The sequence below is a fragment of the Acinetobacter pecorum genome (assembly GCF_014837015.1).
GTDB lineage: Bacteria > Pseudomonadota > Gammaproteobacteria > Pseudomonadales > Moraxellaceae > Acinetobacter > Acinetobacter pecorum.
The window spans coordinates 120,031-137,485 of sequence record NZ_JACSPT010000002.1 but is presented as its reverse complement, the minus strand read 5'-3'; the positions used below and the strand labels follow the sequence as shown (position 1 = coordinate 137,485).

The 17,455-nt window shown below is 45.6% G+C and carries 13 protein-coding genes; 4 read left to right on the top strand and 9 right to left on the bottom strand.

Annotated elements, in window-relative coordinates:
- Positions 1–41 precede the first annotated feature (41 nt).
- Positions 42–1,463 carry an iron-containing redox enzyme family protein gene (locus tag H9629_RS02165; protein WP_191730459.1) on the top strand — a complete coding sequence of 474 codons (1,422 nt, stop codon included), beginning with the start codon at positions 42–44 and terminating at the stop codon, positions 1,461–1,463.
- A gap of 65 nt (positions 1,464–1,528) precedes the next feature.
- Here H9629_RS02165 and H9629_RS02160 read toward each other — a convergent pair whose 3' ends face one another.
- The 5 genes from H9629_RS02160 to H9629_RS02140 form a co-directional block, all read right to left on the bottom strand.
- A complete protein-coding gene (locus H9629_RS02160) occupies positions 1,529–2,773 on the bottom strand; it encodes an NADH:flavin oxidoreductase/NADH oxidase family protein (protein ID WP_064101437.1) in 1,245 nt (414 codons plus the stop codon).
- Between the two features lie 130 nt (positions 2,774–2,903).
- Positions 2,904–3,914: an ABC transporter permease gene (locus H9629_RS02155; protein ID WP_191730458.1), complete on the bottom strand. Its 1,011-nt coding sequence runs from the start codon at positions 3,912–3,914 to the stop codon at positions 2,904–2,906.
- Entirely contained in the window at positions 3,914–4,960 is a 1,047-nt protein-coding gene (gene yejB / locus H9629_RS02150) for a microcin C ABC transporter permease YejB (protein ID WP_191730457.1), read from the bottom strand. Before yejB ends, H9629_RS02155 begins: the two co-directional genes overlap by 1 nt.
- Before the next feature lie 24 nt (positions 4,961–4,984).
- On the bottom strand, positions 4,985–6,826 hold the full coding sequence (locus H9629_RS02145; RefSeq protein WP_191730456.1) for an extracellular solute-binding protein: 1,842 nt from the start codon (positions 6,824–6,826) through the stop codon (positions 4,985–4,987).
- A 10-nt stretch (positions 6,827–6,836) separates the two neighbouring features.
- Positions 6,837–10,130 (bottom strand): LysM peptidoglycan-binding domain-containing protein, encoded by a 3,294-nt coding sequence (locus H9629_RS02140; RefSeq protein ID WP_191730455.1) that lies wholly within the window; start codon positions 10,128–10,130, stop codon positions 6,837–6,839.
- A 207-nt stretch (positions 10,131–10,337) separates the two neighbouring features.
- Here H9629_RS02140 and dnaQ point away from each other — a divergent pair, with 207 nt between their 5' ends.
- The 3 genes from dnaQ to nudC all read left to right on the top strand — a co-directional run bounded on the left by dnaQ (position 10,338) and on the right by nudC (position 14,271).
- Positions 10,338–11,723, top strand: coding sequence for a DNA polymerase III subunit epsilon (gene dnaQ / locus H9629_RS02135; RefSeq protein ID WP_191730454.1), 1,386 nt, complete (start codon positions 10,338–10,340; stop codon positions 11,721–11,723).
- A gap of 125 nt (positions 11,724–11,848) precedes the next feature.
- Positions 11,849–13,495, top strand: coding sequence for a chemotaxis protein (locus tag H9629_RS02130; protein ID WP_191730453.1), 1,647 nt, complete (start codon positions 11,849–11,851; stop codon positions 13,493–13,495).
- Positions 13,495–14,271 carry an NAD(+) diphosphatase gene (gene nudC, locus H9629_RS02125; RefSeq protein WP_191730452.1) on the top strand — a complete coding sequence of 259 codons (777 nt, stop codon included), beginning with the start codon at positions 13,495–13,497 and terminating at the stop codon, positions 14,269–14,271. The genes H9629_RS02130 and nudC overlap by 1 nt, the downstream gene beginning before the upstream one ends.
- Positions 14,272–14,377: 106 nt before the next feature.
- Here nudC and H9629_RS02120 read toward each other — a convergent pair whose 3' ends face one another.
- The 4 genes from H9629_RS02120 to H9629_RS02105 all read right to left on the bottom strand — a co-directional run bounded on the left by H9629_RS02120 (position 14,378) and on the right by H9629_RS02105 (position 17,454).
- Positions 14,378–15,259, bottom strand: a complete 882-nt coding sequence (locus H9629_RS02120) for an alpha/beta hydrolase (protein ID WP_191730451.1) — start codon at positions 15,257–15,259, stop codon at positions 14,378–14,380.
- On the bottom strand, positions 15,249–15,935 hold the full coding sequence (locus H9629_RS02115; protein ID WP_064095568.1) for a BON domain-containing protein: 687 nt from the start codon (positions 15,933–15,935) through the stop codon (positions 15,249–15,251). The genes H9629_RS02120 and H9629_RS02115 overlap by 11 nt, the downstream gene beginning before the upstream one ends.
- Positions 15,936–16,066: 131 nt before the next feature.
- Positions 16,067–16,483 (bottom strand): YraN family protein, encoded by a 417-nt coding sequence (locus tag H9629_RS02110; RefSeq protein ID WP_081408781.1) that lies wholly within the window; start codon positions 16,481–16,483, stop codon positions 16,067–16,069.
- An 11-nt stretch (positions 16,484–16,494) separates the two neighbouring features.
- On the bottom strand, positions 16,495–17,454 hold the full coding sequence (locus tag H9629_RS02105) for a penicillin-binding protein activator (RefSeq protein ID WP_064101449.1): 960 nt from the start codon (positions 17,452–17,454) through the stop codon (positions 16,495–16,497).
- Position 17,455: the final 1 nt, after the last annotated feature.

Below are 17,455 nucleotides of genomic sequence, written 5' to 3'. Positions count from 1 at the left end.
TCACGTTAAGGTAAATAAAAGAAATCTGCAAGGATCAGATTATGTTCTTCAGCACAGAGTTAAGTTTACCTTTATCGCCGAATAAAAATCATAATTTTCAATTTAAAAGCTTTAAGGAGTGGGTCGACTTTTTTCAAGATACTGAAATTTCGATGTATGCCAAAACCGAACAAGCCGAATCTTATTTGAGTGATCTGATTAAAAATTTAAAGATTAATACTCTCGGATGGTTAGATCAGCCTGCACAGGTTGAACAGCATCTTCTAGAACAACATCATCAGGTTTGTACGACTTTCCAGGCCTATGTCAATCGCCGGAAACAGCACCAAGCCCGGGAATATTTTCCTACGGTTTCCCATGCTTTCGAATTCCTGGCAAAAGTTGCACCAGTCAAGCTGGTCGATGGTGCTTGGTTATATTCGACCGTACCGAATTGCAATCAGCCCGAGCTGAAAGATTTGATTTACATCTATCTCGAAGAGCTTGGCTTAGGGCATCCGCGTGCCAATCATGTCACCATGTATCAGGACGTGTTAAGTCATTATGAGCTGAACAGTTATGCCGAGCATCTGAATGACAGTTACTATGAACAGGCTGCCGTACAGTTGGCACTGGCTTATGCCCCGGCCAAATATTTACCTCTGGTCATTGGCTTTAATCTCGGTTATGAACAGTTACCGCTGCATCTGTTAATCACCAATTATGAACTGGCTGAACTGGGTATTGATCCGCATTATTTCAATGTGCACATTACTATTGATAATGCTCACAATGGTCATGCGCAGAAATCCCTGCAAGCATTTATCCAGCATTTTAATCATGCTGAAGATCCACACGCTTATCTGGATCTGATTAAAAAAGGCTATGTTCTAAATGACCTTGGTAAAAGTTCTTCCCAAATCATCCGGGAACTGGACATTGAGCAGATGGCTTTAAAAATTTTTCAGAATAAAGCGCTGATTGGTCAATATATTCATAATCAGAAATGCCAGTTTAGTGGCAAGACCATCAATGACTGGTTATCCGATCCTGCCCAGATTGCCGAGTTTTTGCAGGTGATGATTGAAAAAGGCTGGATCGTGAAAGATGCGCCAGTAGAACAAAGTCGCTTCTGGAAAATGATCGATCATCCGGAAGGTAAAATGTTTGGGGTCTTTAATGCGACCGAAAAACAGATTATTAAAGACTGGATTCAGGGTGCAGGCTTGGCAACTCGCCTGTCCTCACGTAGTGCAGCCCCATCACAAGCAAAAATTGAACCTGCAATGAGCCGTATGGACCAGCAGCGCTTAAATCAGTTAAAAAGCCGCTTCATGCGCTGTGAGGGTGCTGAACAGAAAATTGATTTACTGATTCCTTATACTGCACCGCATATGCATCATACCGAAATAGGCTTATGGGCGACTCGTCAGTTAAGTCAGTTATTATTTCCTTTTCAGACCCAGGCGATGCATTACTCCTAAAGCCCCCCTAAGTGCCAGAAATTAAAAAAACCGGACATTTGCAGTGTCCGGTTTTTTAATAAAGATTAAGCCGATTTTCGCGAGTTTAATTGTCCCTTGATCACCGCTTTGACATTGCCTTTCAGATACTGCAAAAAGACTTTTAGTGGTGAGAGTTTCGGATTAGGCTGCTTGCCTTTGGCAATTTCCTTAAACTGCGCGGCATACCAGATGATTTCCATAATCGCCATCTTGTCGACCATTGGAATACCGGTTTTAATTTTCTCAACTGCATAACGTACATCCTGCCCTGCAACCAGACGATTGCCCAAGTCAGGTTCTACCGCAAAGGGACGTGCAATCCCGACAAAATCACAAGCACCACTGTCGAGCGCGGCATTCATGCCTTCAACTGTTCGGAATCCACCAGTGACCATGATATGGCACTTTACTTCCTGACGAATTTTTTCGGCAAAATCGAGGAAATAGGCTTCACGGGCAATGGTCGAGGCCTTGCGCTTGTCTGCTTTCACGCCGGCCATCGCAGGTGCTTCATAGCTACCACCTGACACTTCAATGATGTCGATGCCTGCAGCGTCCATCGCCTTAAAGACATAAATGACATCTTCTTCGCTAATACCACCGCGCTGGAAATCAGCTGAATTCAGCTTGACTGAAATAATAAAATTTTCCGAAGTCGCAGTACGAACAGCCTGATAGGTTTGCAGCAAGAAACGGGTACGATTCTCAATACTACCACCCCATTGATCCTGACGCTTATTGGTCAGCGGTGACAGAAACTGGCTAATCAGATAACCATGTGCCCCATGCAACTGCACCCCCTCAAATCCTGCTTTTTCACAGATGGCAGCCGAAGTGGCAAAGCGCTGGATAATATCCAGGATTTCATCTTCACGCAGTTCCCGTGGGGTTCCAAAGCTCATTGCCAATGCCGGACTAAAGGGTACTGCGGACGGTGCAACTGTTTCTTTATTCAGACCTTTAGGACACTGGCGGCCCGGATGTGACAACTGGACCAATTGTACCATGCCATGCTGTTTGCCTACGTCAGCCCAGACTTTGAGCTGTGCCAGATCACGTTCTGTTTCTACCACTACGACGCCCGGTTCATTCTTGGCACGATAATCCACCATGACATTACCCGTAATAGCACAACCCAAGCCACCTTCGGCCCATGCTTCATACAACTTGAAATGCGCCTGATTGGGCTGGCCGGCATCATTGGCCAGTGCTTCACTCATGGCACCTTTAATGATGCGGTTTTTAAAAGTGGTATTGCGAATTTGAATGGAATCGGCCAATTGAGTCATGATCTGTCCTGATACGTTACTTTTATTTTGTACTCGTTTATAACGTAAGCCAGAACAATTGACAATCAGTCTTGTCAAATTTACACAACTTTTATCTGCTTATTTTTTCATGGTTAAAGATTTTTGTGATTTAGTTTCTTGGATCAAAAGCATCCCGTACTGCTTCTCCCATATAGATCAGCAAACTCAGTACAATCGCCAAACTAAAGAATCCCGACAATGCCAGCCACGGCGCATTTAAGTTGTTTTTGGCCTGAAGCAAGAGTTCCCCTAGGGATGCCGAATCGGGTGGCAAACCATATCCTAAAAAATCCAGCGCTGTCAGTGCAGTAATATTGGCGGTTAGCATAAAAGGTAACTGTGACAGGCTAGAACCTATCACATTGGGGAGAATATGTTTGAACATGATCCGTCCATCCCCGGCCCCAATACTTCTTGCTGCCCAGACATATTCCAGATTTCTGGCGCGCAAAAACTCAGCGCGCACCATACTCACCAGTGTGGTCCAGCCAAATAACAGCATAATCAGAAACAGCCAGTAAATACTCGGGGTAAACAGACTGACCAGTACCATCACCATAAACAGCATCGGCAAACCGCTCCAGACTTCGAGTATGCGTTGCCCGATCAGGTCAATCCATCCACCATAATAACCCTGAATTGCCCCTGCTAAAATTCCCAACGCCGCAGACAATAGAGTCAGTGCAAAACCAAACAGTAATGAAATTCTTAAACCATATAGAATCCGTGCCAGAACGTCACGGCCCTGGTCATCTGTTCCTAGCCAGTTTTGCGCACTCGGGGGCGAAGGCACCGGTACAGCCAGTTCAAAATTTGGCGTTTGATAGGAAAACGGAATGATGGGCCAGATCGCCCAGCCTTTTTCTGCAATCAGTTGCTGTACAGTGGGATCTTTATATTCTGCTTCTGTCTCAAATACTCCGCCAAACGTGGTTTCCGGATAGGATTTCAGGATGGGCAAATAAAAAGCATGATTATATTTCACCAGCAAGGGCTTATCGTTAGCAATCAGTTCTGCACCCAAGGAAATGATGAAAATAGCACTGAAAATAATAAAGCAGCTAAAGCCCAGCTTATGCTGCTTAAAACGTTGCCAGCGTGCTTGCATCAAGGAAGACATTATTGTGATCCTCGACGTGAACTGAAATGAATTCTTGGATCAATCAGTTGATACAGCAAATCGCTGAGTAAACGCAGTATCAGACCGAGCAAGGTAAAAATAAACAAAGTACCAAAAATCACCGGATAGTCACGCTGGATAATCGCCTCAAAACCTAAAACGCCTAACCCATCCAGATTAAAGATAATCTCGATGAACAGGTTCCCCACGAAAAACACCCCGATCAGGACTTCGGGCAAACCTGCGATAAGTACTAAAATAGCATTCCGGAATACATGCCGATACAGTACCGCATGTTCAGTTAAACCTTTGGCCCGCGCAGCCAGGACATATTGTTTGCTCAGCTCTTCCACAAAAGAAAATTTCACCAGATAGGTCAAACTGGCAAATCCGCCAAGCACCATGGCCAACAGCGGCAAGGCCATATGCCAGAAATAATCCTGAATTTTCGCAAAGAATGAGAGGTCTGCAAAATTTTCAGAGCAAATGCCCTGCAAGGGAAACCAGTGCAGATAAGACCCGCCAGCAAAAAAGACGATGAGTAAAATGGCAAAAGTAAAGGCTGGAATGGCATAGCCTACGGCCAACACTAGAGAGGTGGTCTGATCAAACAGACTGCCATGTTTTCGGGCTTTCCTGATCCCTAAAGGAATGGAGACCAGATAGATCAACAAGGTACTCCACAAGCCTAAAGAAAGCGATACTGGCAATTTTTCCCAGATGAGTTCAGTCACAGGTTTGTCTTTGAAAAAACTCTGCCCCAGATCAAACTGCGCATAACGCGTTACCATTTCCCAAAAGCGGATATGCAGCGGTTGGTCAAAGCCGTACTGGATATTGATCTGCTCAAGCATCTCCGGTGTGAGGCCTTGCTTTCCCTGATACTGCAATCCGGTATGCGCCAAACCATTAACCTGTTGCGCCTGATAAATCGCCTGCTCCACCGGACCACCGGGGGCCAGCTGGATCACCATGAAATTGATCAGCAAAATAATCAGCAAGGTTGGAATCATCAGCAACAGACGTTTGAGAATATAAGTGCTCATGGCACTCCCTGATAGGCTTGGAGCTTAATGCTGTTTGAAATAGTCAGCCACATGTCTGGCCTTTGCCGCATTGACCCACCAGTAATCAATCCCGGCGGAGAGTTTAGGTTTTCGTTGCGGCTGCTGATACATATTCCAGTAAGCATACCAGTATTCGCCCGTACCATAAGTCAGAATATGATAATAGCCTGCACGCAGTAAACGGTCTAATGCTCGGGTACTATTCACCAGCTGTTCACGGTTTTGAGCCTGGCTCACCTGCTGAATGACTCCATCAATGCCCGGATTTCGAATGCCGGCATAATTATAATTACCTGGCTGCGTGGCGGCCTGACTGCCCCAGAACTGTTTCTGCTCCTGCCCCGGTGTCAGGGATTGCGGCATGGTATCGACAATCATATCAAACTGATAATTCCGCAGCCGTTCATAATATTGCGCGGTTTCTACCATACGAATACTGGCCTGAATGCCCAAGCGTTTTAAATGACGTAGATATGGCATCAGATCACGCTGCTGTTCCGCCTGATGCAACAGGAATTCAATCTGTACCGGTTGACCCGCAGCATTGATCAGCTTCCCCTGTTGATAACGATAGCCTGCCTTTAATAGCAATTGACGGGCTTTTAACAGATTGTTCCGGTTAAAACCGGAGGCATCTGACTGAGGATATTTCCAATCCTGCAGTACAGCCTGACGTTGAACCGGATCAAGCTGTTTTAAATGGGGTTTTAAAATGTGCAGTTCTTGGACACTTGGCCGTCCATGAGATGCAAGCTCGCTATTGGAAAAAAAGCTGTTCAGGCGCTGATATTCACCATAGAACATGGCTTTATTCAACCATTCAAAATCATAGGCAAAACTCAAGGCTTGCCGGAAATGGATATCGGCAAAAGGCTGGCGGCGGGTATTGAATATCAGACTCTGGGTCGGAATCGGGTTGTGATGCTGAAAGCGGTAACGCTGCACCTGTCCTTGCCGAACGGCAGGAAACTGGTAGTCTTTCACCCAGCGGTTGACCTGTTTTTCCTCATGCAAGGTAAATTGGCCCGACTTGAAAGCTTCGAACTTGATTTCAGGACTACGATAATAACGATACTTGATCCGGTCAAAATTATAACGTCCGCGGTTGACCATCAAGTCTTTACCCCAGTATCGGGGATTGCGTTTGTAGCTAATACTACGTCCAGCATCTATGTGTTCAATGACATAAGGTCCTGAACCCAGCATCGGTTTCAGCGTCAATTCTTTAAAATTACGCTTTTGCCATTCCTGTTTAGAATAAATGGGCATCTGCGCGACAATCATCGCCATTTCCGGATTATGTTCGGATTTAAAATGCATTTTGACCTGTAAAGGTGACAGGACTTCCAGCCGGTTTAAATCAGCCAGATACATCTGCAGTCCAAAATTGGACTGGGTCTGAAACAACTCAAAACTGTATTTGACATCTTGTGCAGTTACCGGCTGGCCATTGCTAAACCGTGCTTTCGGATTTAAATGAAAAATAATAAAGGCGGTTTTCTTGGGGTCAAAACTGACTTTTTCTGCCAGCAAGGGATAGTACACACCGGGCTCATCCAGTGACTTGGACAGCAAACTGTCAAAAATATAGTTGCCCCCTTCAGTGACATTACCTTTGCCATTCATGCTGTTCAAATTATCGAAACTGCCATCAGCTGCCAGAATCAGCGTACCGCCTTTCGGCGCTTGCGGATTGGCATAAGGCAGGGATTTGGCTTGGGCATATTTCGGCTGGTTATATAGCGCGATATATGGGGTGGTAATAAGGGCTGCCCAACTGCTACTCACGAGCAGCGGGGCTAGCCAGATCAACCTGAAAGTTTTAAATAAATGCGCGAATCTCATGATCCATTCATTAATTCGGCACTTTAATCACATCACCAATACGCAATTGTGTATTCGGTTTGAGATCATTCATTTCCGCCAGTTCATTGCTGTTCAGACCATAACGTGAAGCCAGACCGATTAAGGTATCACCGCGTTTGACTTTATAATCCGTCACCAGTTTTGGAATCTGAATGGTTTGACTGACACGCAATCCTGCGCGTGGACTCAGATTATTTAACTGAGCCAGGTCGGTCACGCTTATGCCTAAACGGCTGGCAATTGCATTCAGGGATTCACCTGATTTTACCGTATAGGATTCAGTTGCTTTAGAAGCTACAGGCTTAGCTGCCACTTTCACGTCTTCAACTTTTTTATCTGCCGGAAAGTCACCCTCAATTTTTAAACGCTGACCAATACGCACTGTGCTATTGGTATTCAGGCCATTTAAATCTGCCAGATATTGCAGTTGTAAATGATACTGACGCGCAATAGAGCTTAAGGTTTCACCTGATTTCACCACATGCGAATCCGATTTTGTATTCTTGGCCACAGTTTCCGCGACCACTTCACGTACCGGTTCTGCGACTTCACCACTCAGTTTCAGACGCTGCCCCACTCGCAAACCTGCATTACGTGACATGCCATTCAGGCTCGCCACCTGGTCCATCGACAGATTGTATCTTGCGGCAATGCCGGTCAACGTATCACCCGATTGAACCGTATAGGTTTCAGGAATCTGACTGCCGGCTGGAATCTTGATGGTCTGACCTATACGTAAACCACTATTGGCAGACAATCCATTCAGTGCAGCCAGTTCAGAGACACTCAGCTTGCTTTGATTAGCAATGCTATACAGGGTTTCACCGCGTTTGACCTGATAGTTTTCAGTTGCAGTCTGATCGACTTTGACATTTTCAAACTTCTGCTCAGTTTTCTGGCTAGATGCCGTTAGCTCTTCAACTTCCTGAAGTGGTACATTGATTTTCTGTCCCACCATCAGACTGCTACCGGCAGTCAGACCGGAAGTCAAAGATGCCAGTTCAGCATTTGAAAGCCCGTAACGATCGGCAATCAGTTTCAGATACTCACCGCGTTTCACTGTATAGGATTTAGTCTGAACCTTGGCAGTTTCAGCTTTTTTAATCACTTCAGCTTTGGCTTTGGATTGCCCTGTATCTTTCAATAACAGCTTTTGCCCAACAAACAGACCGCTATTGGTACTCAGTCCATTAAAATCAGCCAGTTGTTTCACACTAAAACCAAACTGATTCGCTACACTGGTCAGGGAATCATTGGCCTGAACCACATAGGTTTCCGGTTTTTCTTTGGTTGTAGTTGCTTCCTGTACAGGTTTGGCATCATACAGATAAATGGTGGTGCCCACATATAGCGGAGAATTTGGATCAATCTGGTTCCATTTCGCCACATCACGCCAGTTCACCCCATTTTTAGCTGCAATCAGAGCCAGATTATCGCCTGCTACAACCTTATAGGTACTGCGTTTGCCTTTTGGAGCGACCACTACCACTTCAGAATCCGTCTTGACGAAATTTTTGCCCTGATTTAGCTTGGCTTCAACTGAGTTTGCGGTGGTATTTTCAGCAACCTCTTTTGGATAAGAGAAGCCTTTGGTCAGTTCCTTGCCTTGCTGCTCGGCCACAGACAGGCTGGTTTGAATGGCAGTCAGCTTGATTTTGCCGTCATAAGGATCAACAATTTCTGTACCTGCCGGTGCCAATGCTTTTAGCTCCTCAACCACCTGAGCCTGTTCTGCCGGTGTTGCGACAGGCTGCAGAATTTCATCCACAGTCTTGTTCATATCCTGTGCGGCCACGACCTGTTGAATTTGCTGACGTTCAGCTGCTGAAATCGGTGGTTCAACCTGAATCTGTTTCACTGGTGCTGCAGGTGTCACTGCCACCGGAATACGTGGTGCACTTGGAATAGGCAAATCACTTTGTGCCGCAAAACTCGCCAAGGCAGATGGGCCTTGAGGTGTCGAAACCTTTTTCGTGGTCTGGGTCACAGTATTTGCTGTGGTCGACGTACTTACAGCAGCTGTTACCACAGGTGCAGTCGTGACAGTTCTTGCCGGAGTCGTCGTTTTGGTAACGGTCGTTGCTGGCTGATTACTAACAACTGCTGGCGGAGTCTGTTTAGAAGGCGTAATCGTTTTCGTATTTAATTCTGGCGGTGCAGCTCTGCTGGACACCACTGTAGTCGTATTTCTCGGCAGGCTGCTCGTGTTACTCGCCCATAAACCGCCTGAGCCGGATAGTTTTTTCAGCTTCTCATCCACTGAAGGACTTAGGTCAGCAGGAATCAAAATACGGCGCGGACTGGAAGGATCAATATGATCCCCACGATGACCCGGGTTTAATTGATACAGTTCTGCACGGCTTAGACCAGTGATGGCTGCAATTTCATTTAAACTGGCAACACCGACCGGTACTTCACGGAAATGTGGACGGTTGGCAATCGGTGGCAAGCTCACCCCATAGCTGCCTGGATTTTTAATAATCTGTGCAACTGCCAGGAACCGTGGCACATAGCTCATGGTTTCTTGTGGCAATTTCAATGACCAATAATCGGTAGGCAGACCTGCAGCTTTGTTGCGGTTAATCGCCTGCTGGATACGGCCTGGGCCGGCATTATAAGAAGCAAGTGCCAATTCCCAAGAACCAAACTGGTTATACAGACTGCCTAAAAACTCATAGGCTGCACGGGTCGATTCCACGACATCACGACGACCATCGTATAAAGGGGTCTGCTTTAAACCATAAATACGGCCGGTACTTGGAATAAACTGCCATAAACCTGCCGCTGCCGCACTACTGGTCGCTGCCGGGTCATAGGAACTTTCAATAATCGGTAACAGCGCCAACTCGGTCGGCATGCCACGGCGTTCTGCTTCTTTTACCGTATAATACAAATAGCGTGATGCACGGGCACTTAAGCGGTCCAGATAAGGCTGACGCGAAATAAACCAGCCGCGCTGTGCATCAATCCGTGGATTCCAGACACTTAAATTCATCTTGAAACCTACAGTCATGCGCTTCCAGACATCACCATGTTTCAAAATCTGTAAACGGTCACCCTCAACTGCACGCATATCTGTTGCGGAAAGTAAATCTTCCAGTCCATCCAGACTGCTGCCATCCAGATATTGAGATCCAACCTGCTTGCTTTTTGCTGTTTGGTTCGCATTATGTGTAGACGAACAGCCCGTCAGTCCCAGAGACGCAAGTGCAGCTCCCAGTACAGAAAATTTCAAGAAAGTCGGTAATGTCGGCTGCCACAAGTTTGTGGTTGGTTTATACATAAAGAAATCCAAACAACTCGTATATAAATTTATTTTTTAGATATGCCATTGTAGTGAAGCATGTCGAAGACACAAGGCAATAATTTACCGCGATTTCACGTTAAATGTTACAAGAAATTAAAAAATCCGGAACATATAGATTGATCGACTGCATTTGCGCTATACAATAACCCTTCCAGTTTGTTCCATTTTGATCGGATTTAATTTATGTCACACACTATCACACTTTATGTCGATGGCGCCTGCCGCGGCAACCCGGGTTTAGGTGGTTGGGGGGCATATATTGTGAATGAACAGCAAGAATACAAAATATATGGTGGTGAAGACCATACCACCAACAACCGCATGGAACTGACGGCTGCCATTGAGGGCATTCTGTTTTGTGACAAGCAAGACAAACTGGTGATCTATACCGACTCCAACTATGTCAAACAAGGTATTACCGAATGGATTCATGGCTGGAAGAGGAAAAACTGGAAAGACGTCAAAAATCCTGACCTGTGGCAAAAACTGGATGCAGTCTGTCAGGGACGAGAAATTGAATGGCACTGGGTTAAAGGCCATGCTGGCCATCCAGGTAATGAAATGGCCGATCAGTTAGCCAATCTGGGTGCCGATGAAACCCTGAAAAAATCCAAGCAAAGCCCTTCAATTTCTGAAGATAAAAAAAAATCTGAACCAGACTGGCTGCTAGATGATCCTTTTGGTCTGGATCTGGCCGAGAGTGAAGAAGAACTGGAAGAGCTGTCCGAAGACATCATCGAAGTGACTGTTGAAGAAATTGTACAGACTGAAGTTTTAGCAGCGGACATCCATGAAGATACTTCATCTTCAGACGCATCTGCCGCGGCTCAATTACACCCGCAAATTGTCATTACACCAGCCAAGTTACAGCTGTATGGCCCACGTCAATTGATTCTGGATACTGAAACCACCGGTTTTTATTATCAGGATGGTGACCGGATTATTGAAGTGGGTGCCCTTGAGATGATTAACCGGAAGCTTACCGGCAGCTCGATTCATATTTATATCAATCCGAAAAAACCGGTCGGTGATTCCGTCAATGTCCACGGTATTACCGACGAATTCCTGCAAGACAAACCGCTGTTTGAAGAAATTTCCCAGGTGCTGTTTGACTATTTGCACGGTGCGGAAATCATTGCGCATAACGCGGCCTTCGATATGAACTTCCTGGATATGGAATTCAAACGCGCAGGTTTTAAAGCACTCTCCGAGGTCTGTGAAGTCACCGACACTCTGGCACTGGCCAAGTCCAAGCATCCTGGACAGAAAAATTCACTGGATGCACTCGTGCGCCGTTACGAGATTCCACAACGCGACCGTACCTTCCACGGTGCCTTGCTCGATGCGGAAATCCTGTCCGATGTTTATCTGGCCATGACCGGTGGACAGGTCTCTTTTGATATTGATGCCCTGTCTCAGTCGGAAGAGCAGAACAGTCGTTCCGGGATGGCTAGGGTTGAAATTGATTTACCCCTGATTCTTCCATCAGAACAGGAATTGCAGGAACATGAGAAATGGGTCAAACATTTCGAAGAAAAACATGGAACTGCTTGCCTTTTCGCGAAATAAAATCTACATTTCCGGGGATACTTTAGGTTTAAAACTATCGTTCTTCAGTTATAGTAAATACAAAGAGGTCCTGCAGTTTGAAGCGGGGCTCATATATAGATAATACTTCAGGAAAGGTGCAGATCATGTCTTACCAAACCTCTATACATTTTGATCCAACAGCCTTACTGATAATAAAAAATGAGGTTGATAACTCGATCAAGTTAGTCGAATCAGCAGTAAGCACCTTGGTAGAAGACCAGACTTTACCTTTTGGCATTGATGATGCATTAAATCAGTTTGAACAATGCGCCCAGGTTCTGGCTCTGATCGACATGTCCAGTCTGGCAAAAATCGCTCAATATTCAGCAGAACTGATGCGCAAGATCATGGGGAATCCAGCGCAGGTCAATACTCAGGATGTTATTGCCTTGAGTGAAGGCACCACCATGCTGAAACGCTATATCGAATTCATCTGCCTGCGTGAAGTGAAAATTCCACAATTTTTGCTAGATACCCTGAACCGCCTGGAACTGGCTTTGGGTAAACCGCTGACAACTGAAGGCCAGCATGTAGAATCCTTACTGGATTGTATTACTCCTGACTTTGCATTGCCACAAGCGCCAGGTCTGGAAAAATCCGAATATGTACACCGCCTGTATAAGCTGTCACTGAACAAGCTGATTACTCAGGAAGAAAGTGAACTGGATCTGCAAGCCATCAAACTGGTAGGAGCCTATCTGGCTGGACTTTCCGAACAGCATGATGGCAGCAAACAGTACTGGAATCTGGTCTATGTTGCCTTCAACAATATCGAGCATCTGTTCATTAATGAGCCACGTCTACGCACCCTGGTGAGCATTGAACGTAACATGGCACAGTATTTTAGCTCGGCAGACAGTTTCAAGGCTTCATTGGCTGATCTGGCCAATGTGCTCAGCCTGTGTATCAGTCAGGAAGATGAAACTGCACAGTCTATCCGCAGCCAGCTGAATGTGAGCGATGACCTGCTGACCGATATGCAACTACAGGTTTTCAGTCGCCATCTATATGGTCCAGACTTTGAAACCATGCATACCATCAGCGAATTGGTGACCACAGAAATGGCACAAATTCGTAATGACATCGAGTTCAACTATCAGAGCATGACACCTGAAAAGACCCAGGAATTACAGGCTCAACTGAATAATCTGGCCAATATCTTCAAGGTGTTGAACCTGAATGAAGCCTATCATGACCTGACCCACCAGGCTGCTACACTGAGTCAGCCGGAGATGATGCAGGATACCAGTTTTGCCCAGCAGTTGATGAATGTCATTCTGTCTGCCATGAACTCGATTGGCGTACTGGAGCGTCATCACACTTCGAGCCGTTTGCAGCTGCGCGTCAACAACATGAATATTTCCCTGGACCGTCTGGATGAAGCACATGCTGCTTTGCTCAGTGAAACCAAGGCACTGATTGAACTTTCCAGCCAGATTCTCAGCAATTACTTGCAAGACCAGGACTTGGCTGCCCTTGAAGCTGTACCTGTACAGTTTTACGAGATTGGCGGCGCCATGCTATTCCTGAATGCAGAACATGTTCGTACTGCTTTCGTCACTACTGCGGAATTTATCAAGAACCGTATTGATCTGTCGATGGCATTAAGTCCAGAAGAAATTCATCGTGCTCTAGATACCCTGGCCAGTGCCGACATGATGATTGATAACTTAAAGAACAAACAGCCTGTATTACAGACCATGTTTCAGGTAGCATTGGACAGTAGTGAGAAACTCAAAATAGTTGCCTAATGTCCAAATTATCACTTGCTTATATTTTTCAACAACAGCAACTGCTGGTCGATCAACACTTTCAACTTCCACGGGTTGAAGCCTTAGCAAGTGATTTGCTACTCCACACGGGTGATCAGGTGATTGCCCGTGACCTCCTTCCCGATGAGCCAATTCCTCCAGGTTTGCAACTGGTTCCCATCCGTCAGCTGTTACAGTTCTGGAATACCCAGCAATTTGAACAGGCTAGTCGTGCGGTACAGCTTTTAGAATGGCGTCGTAACCATAAATTTTGCAGTCATTGCGGCACAGCCACTGAAGCACATGCTGTTGAATATGCCATGGTCTGTCCATCATGCAATTATCGCCAGTATCCACGGGTACAGCCTTGCGTTATTACCGTCATTACCAAAGGCAAAGACGAGATTTTACTGGCCAAAAACGCGCGCAATACTAAAAGTCAAATGTATGGACTGATTGCCGGTTTCGTTGAAGTGGGTGAAACCCTGGAAGATGCAGTACGTCGTGAAACGCTGGAAGAAGTCGGTTTGAAGCTCAAGAATATTCAGTATCTGGCCAGCCAGCCCTGGCCATTCCCAAGTAACCTGATGATTGCCTTCAAGGCAGAATATGCTGGCGGTGAGCTACAGCTGCAGGAAGAGGAAATTAGTGATGCGCAATTCTTCAAATTCGATCAGCTGCCGGAAATTCCATTCAAAGGTAGTATTGCCCATGCCATGATCATGCATGTGACTCAAGGCACGCCTGTCGCAGACGACACCAAAACCTGGCTATAAGCCTGTACTTAAAAGTAAATTTTTCAAGGCTCAAAAAAATAACCCAGTGGATAATCGCCTTGGGTTCTTTTTTTATGTGTTGCTACAGGGTTATCCAGCTATCAGCTCAGGATTTAAATGCATCTTCGAGCGCCCAAAGCACCTGAGACTTGGTCTGGAAAAAGCGGCTAAACAAACTGGAGAGCGAACCCACGATCGTAATATGGCCAAGTTTCGGAATATGAATCAAATGGCTATGATTGCCCTTCTCTTTCAGTACACGATCCAAATCATGGCTATTGAAATGCCCGACAATCTTGTCTTTTTCGGCAATAAACAGATAATGCCGGGTTGAGCTATTTTTAACAAAATAGTAAGGCATGACCTGCTGATAAGGTACCGCCTGATCAAATGCACCTGCACAGATCGGATCATTTTTATAATCAAAATGATAAGGCCCTGCCAGACCAATAATCGCCCGGATTTGACTATGATCGATAGTGGCAGATTGCGGATGATACAAGGCAGACATGACATTGAATGCGCCGGCAGAGTGTCCCATCAGGACCAGATTTTCAGCACAGATCTGCAACTGCGCAGCCGACTGCTGCAAATGATTTAGCAACAAATGCAGATCATGAATATAGGTAGGGAAAATATGCTGTGGTGCCAGATGATAATTCATCACCACTACATCATAACCTTCTTTGGCAAAGGACTCGCCAATAAACTGGTAATCCCTTTTATCACCATGCAACCATGCACCACCATGTACAAACACAATCAGGGGACGGTGGGGCAAAGGCTGCTGACTTCGAAACAGGTCAAAGCGTTGTCGGGATTTCAGACCATAGGCCAATTGGGTTTCGACCATATAACCCTGTTTCGGAGTTAAACGATTTAGGGCATAGCTGCCAAAATCGTATAACCTGAAATCTTTATACTGTTGCTGAAGCTGAAGAATACGCTGTGAAAGTTGGGTTTTAAACTGACCGACCTTATGGTTCATAGGTCGGTTCAACCGTATCAGGATCAATGGCAACCGGTGTCTGTTCAATACCCGGCTGCGCATATGCCGGTGCAGCAAAATTCTGACTGGCCAGACTTGAGGATTGCTCAACATTATCGATCAGGGTCACGATTTTAGTAACATTGCCTACCTGCTGTAACACCTGATTCAGGTCAGTAATCTCGGCACTGTTTAAACGTCCCATCACATACAATATGCCATCTTCAGTATGAACATGCACCTTACTATCTGCAACTACAGGCGCCTTCATAATTAAACCGCGGGTATTTGCAGTCACCGCCGTATCCTGCATGATAGTGCTATAGCTGATCTGATTGCCGACAGTAATAAAATTATGAACTGCCTTCACATCACTCATGGATTTGACATTGTCTTCGGCCAATTGTTTCAGATGGGCATCTGGCACCTGACCGGTCAGCAGGACATTGCCATGAAAACTTTCAATATTGACCCGGGCCTGCTTAAAACGCGAGTCCAGTTTATAAAGGTTAATTTTTGCAGTACGGACAATCGAGGAATCAATAAATACCTGCCCCAAGGTACGCGCCCCACTTTCAGTTCCGACAGGAGCCGTACCTGTGCCGCTAGAAATAAAACTGGCACAACCTGATAAACTTGCGACACACAGCATTGTTATTGCAATACGCTTAACCACTCAGCAAGACTCCTTCATTTTATTACGTCTTTTCAATCTAATCATCTTTTCCAAGCTCAGATCATGGCAATTCTGCTTGAACTTTACAATGATCTTGAAGCAAATATATGCATCTTTAGATCTTATTTTGTTTAAAGGTTAATAAACTCTTGATCAAAAGTAAAAGCATTTTCAATCCATGCCAGATCATAAGGGTATTGCGAAAAGTCATGCTGTAGGGTTTTTGCAAATTGCTGTTTAAAATCAAAACAAATCACGTCAAAACGATAGTAATAGTGTGCAAATTGTGGATTTTTTTGAATAAAGCACATGGCTGTCTTGAGCATCTTGCCCTGTTTCGCCCTGGACACCGACTCGATCGCTTGTGCATATCGGGTTTGTGCACGTGCTTTGACTTCCACAAAGACCAGCTCCTGATCACATACTAGAATCAGATCCAGCTCGCCATAGCGACTGTGATAATTGGCTGCCAGGAACTGAAATCCATGGTTTTGCATCAATTGGGCCGCTTGCTGCTCCGCCCATGCACCTAGTTGCTGTCGTAGCATTCCTCTTTCGCTCATAGTAGCTTGACGCCTGTGCCACTATACTGAAAACATTGTGGACTACGCTGAATACTGTGGTCCGTGATTTCAATCCGGCCAGTTCTACCCTGAAATTCAATATGCTGCAAATGCGGTTGTGACAGGTACTGCTGGGTAATCTGCCAGGCATCTCCCCCGAAGGCAATCAGCCGCTGATAGGACATATCCACCGCTTCTTTGGCATAGGCTTGTACAACATCTGGCCAGTCAGCCAGATAAAGTACCGGAACATCACAGAACTTGATCCCTTTCGGGGGTCTATGCTGCTCGCTGATCGCATTGGCCACGGTATACATCCGTTTATGGCTTAATTCAGGTATGGCAGCCAGCCCTTCTGCATTGCCGAGGTATAACAGCCCTTGTTTTGGCATTAAAAAAATGGGTGCCTTGTTCACGATCTTGAATTTCAGATCACTTTGACTGAACAATGACATCAGCAACAGTTCATGCTCGGCTTCACTGCCCGGCTGGCGTAAAATCAGCAGCTGTTGAATTCCATCTTTGTGCAATAAGGTTTTTAGGGCAGCGGCATCTTCTTTTTTGGACAGGCTGAATTGCCAGACTTGGGGTGATGACCCTGCTACATCATTCAGGCTGAGGGTACGTACTTTAGGTTTGCTCTTGAGTAGTTGTTCTACATCGCTACGTGCCAATGGACCCACCACCATTTTGGTCTTTTTATTGACATGCTGTTTCAGTAGCTGGGAGATATTTTTCTGATTGGAATTGACCCATTTTAATGGAACTTTCTGCCCGGAAGTAGCATAAGCACTGAGAAAACCCTGTTTGATACTCGATGCAGCTCGCGTCAAAGGTCCGGATTCGGGTAGAATGATCAACACTTCTGCTTGTACGCTGCTGATGTAGCTGACTAAACACAAGCCCAATATTTTATTTTTAATCTTCCATTTTTTATTATTCAATTTATTCCACATG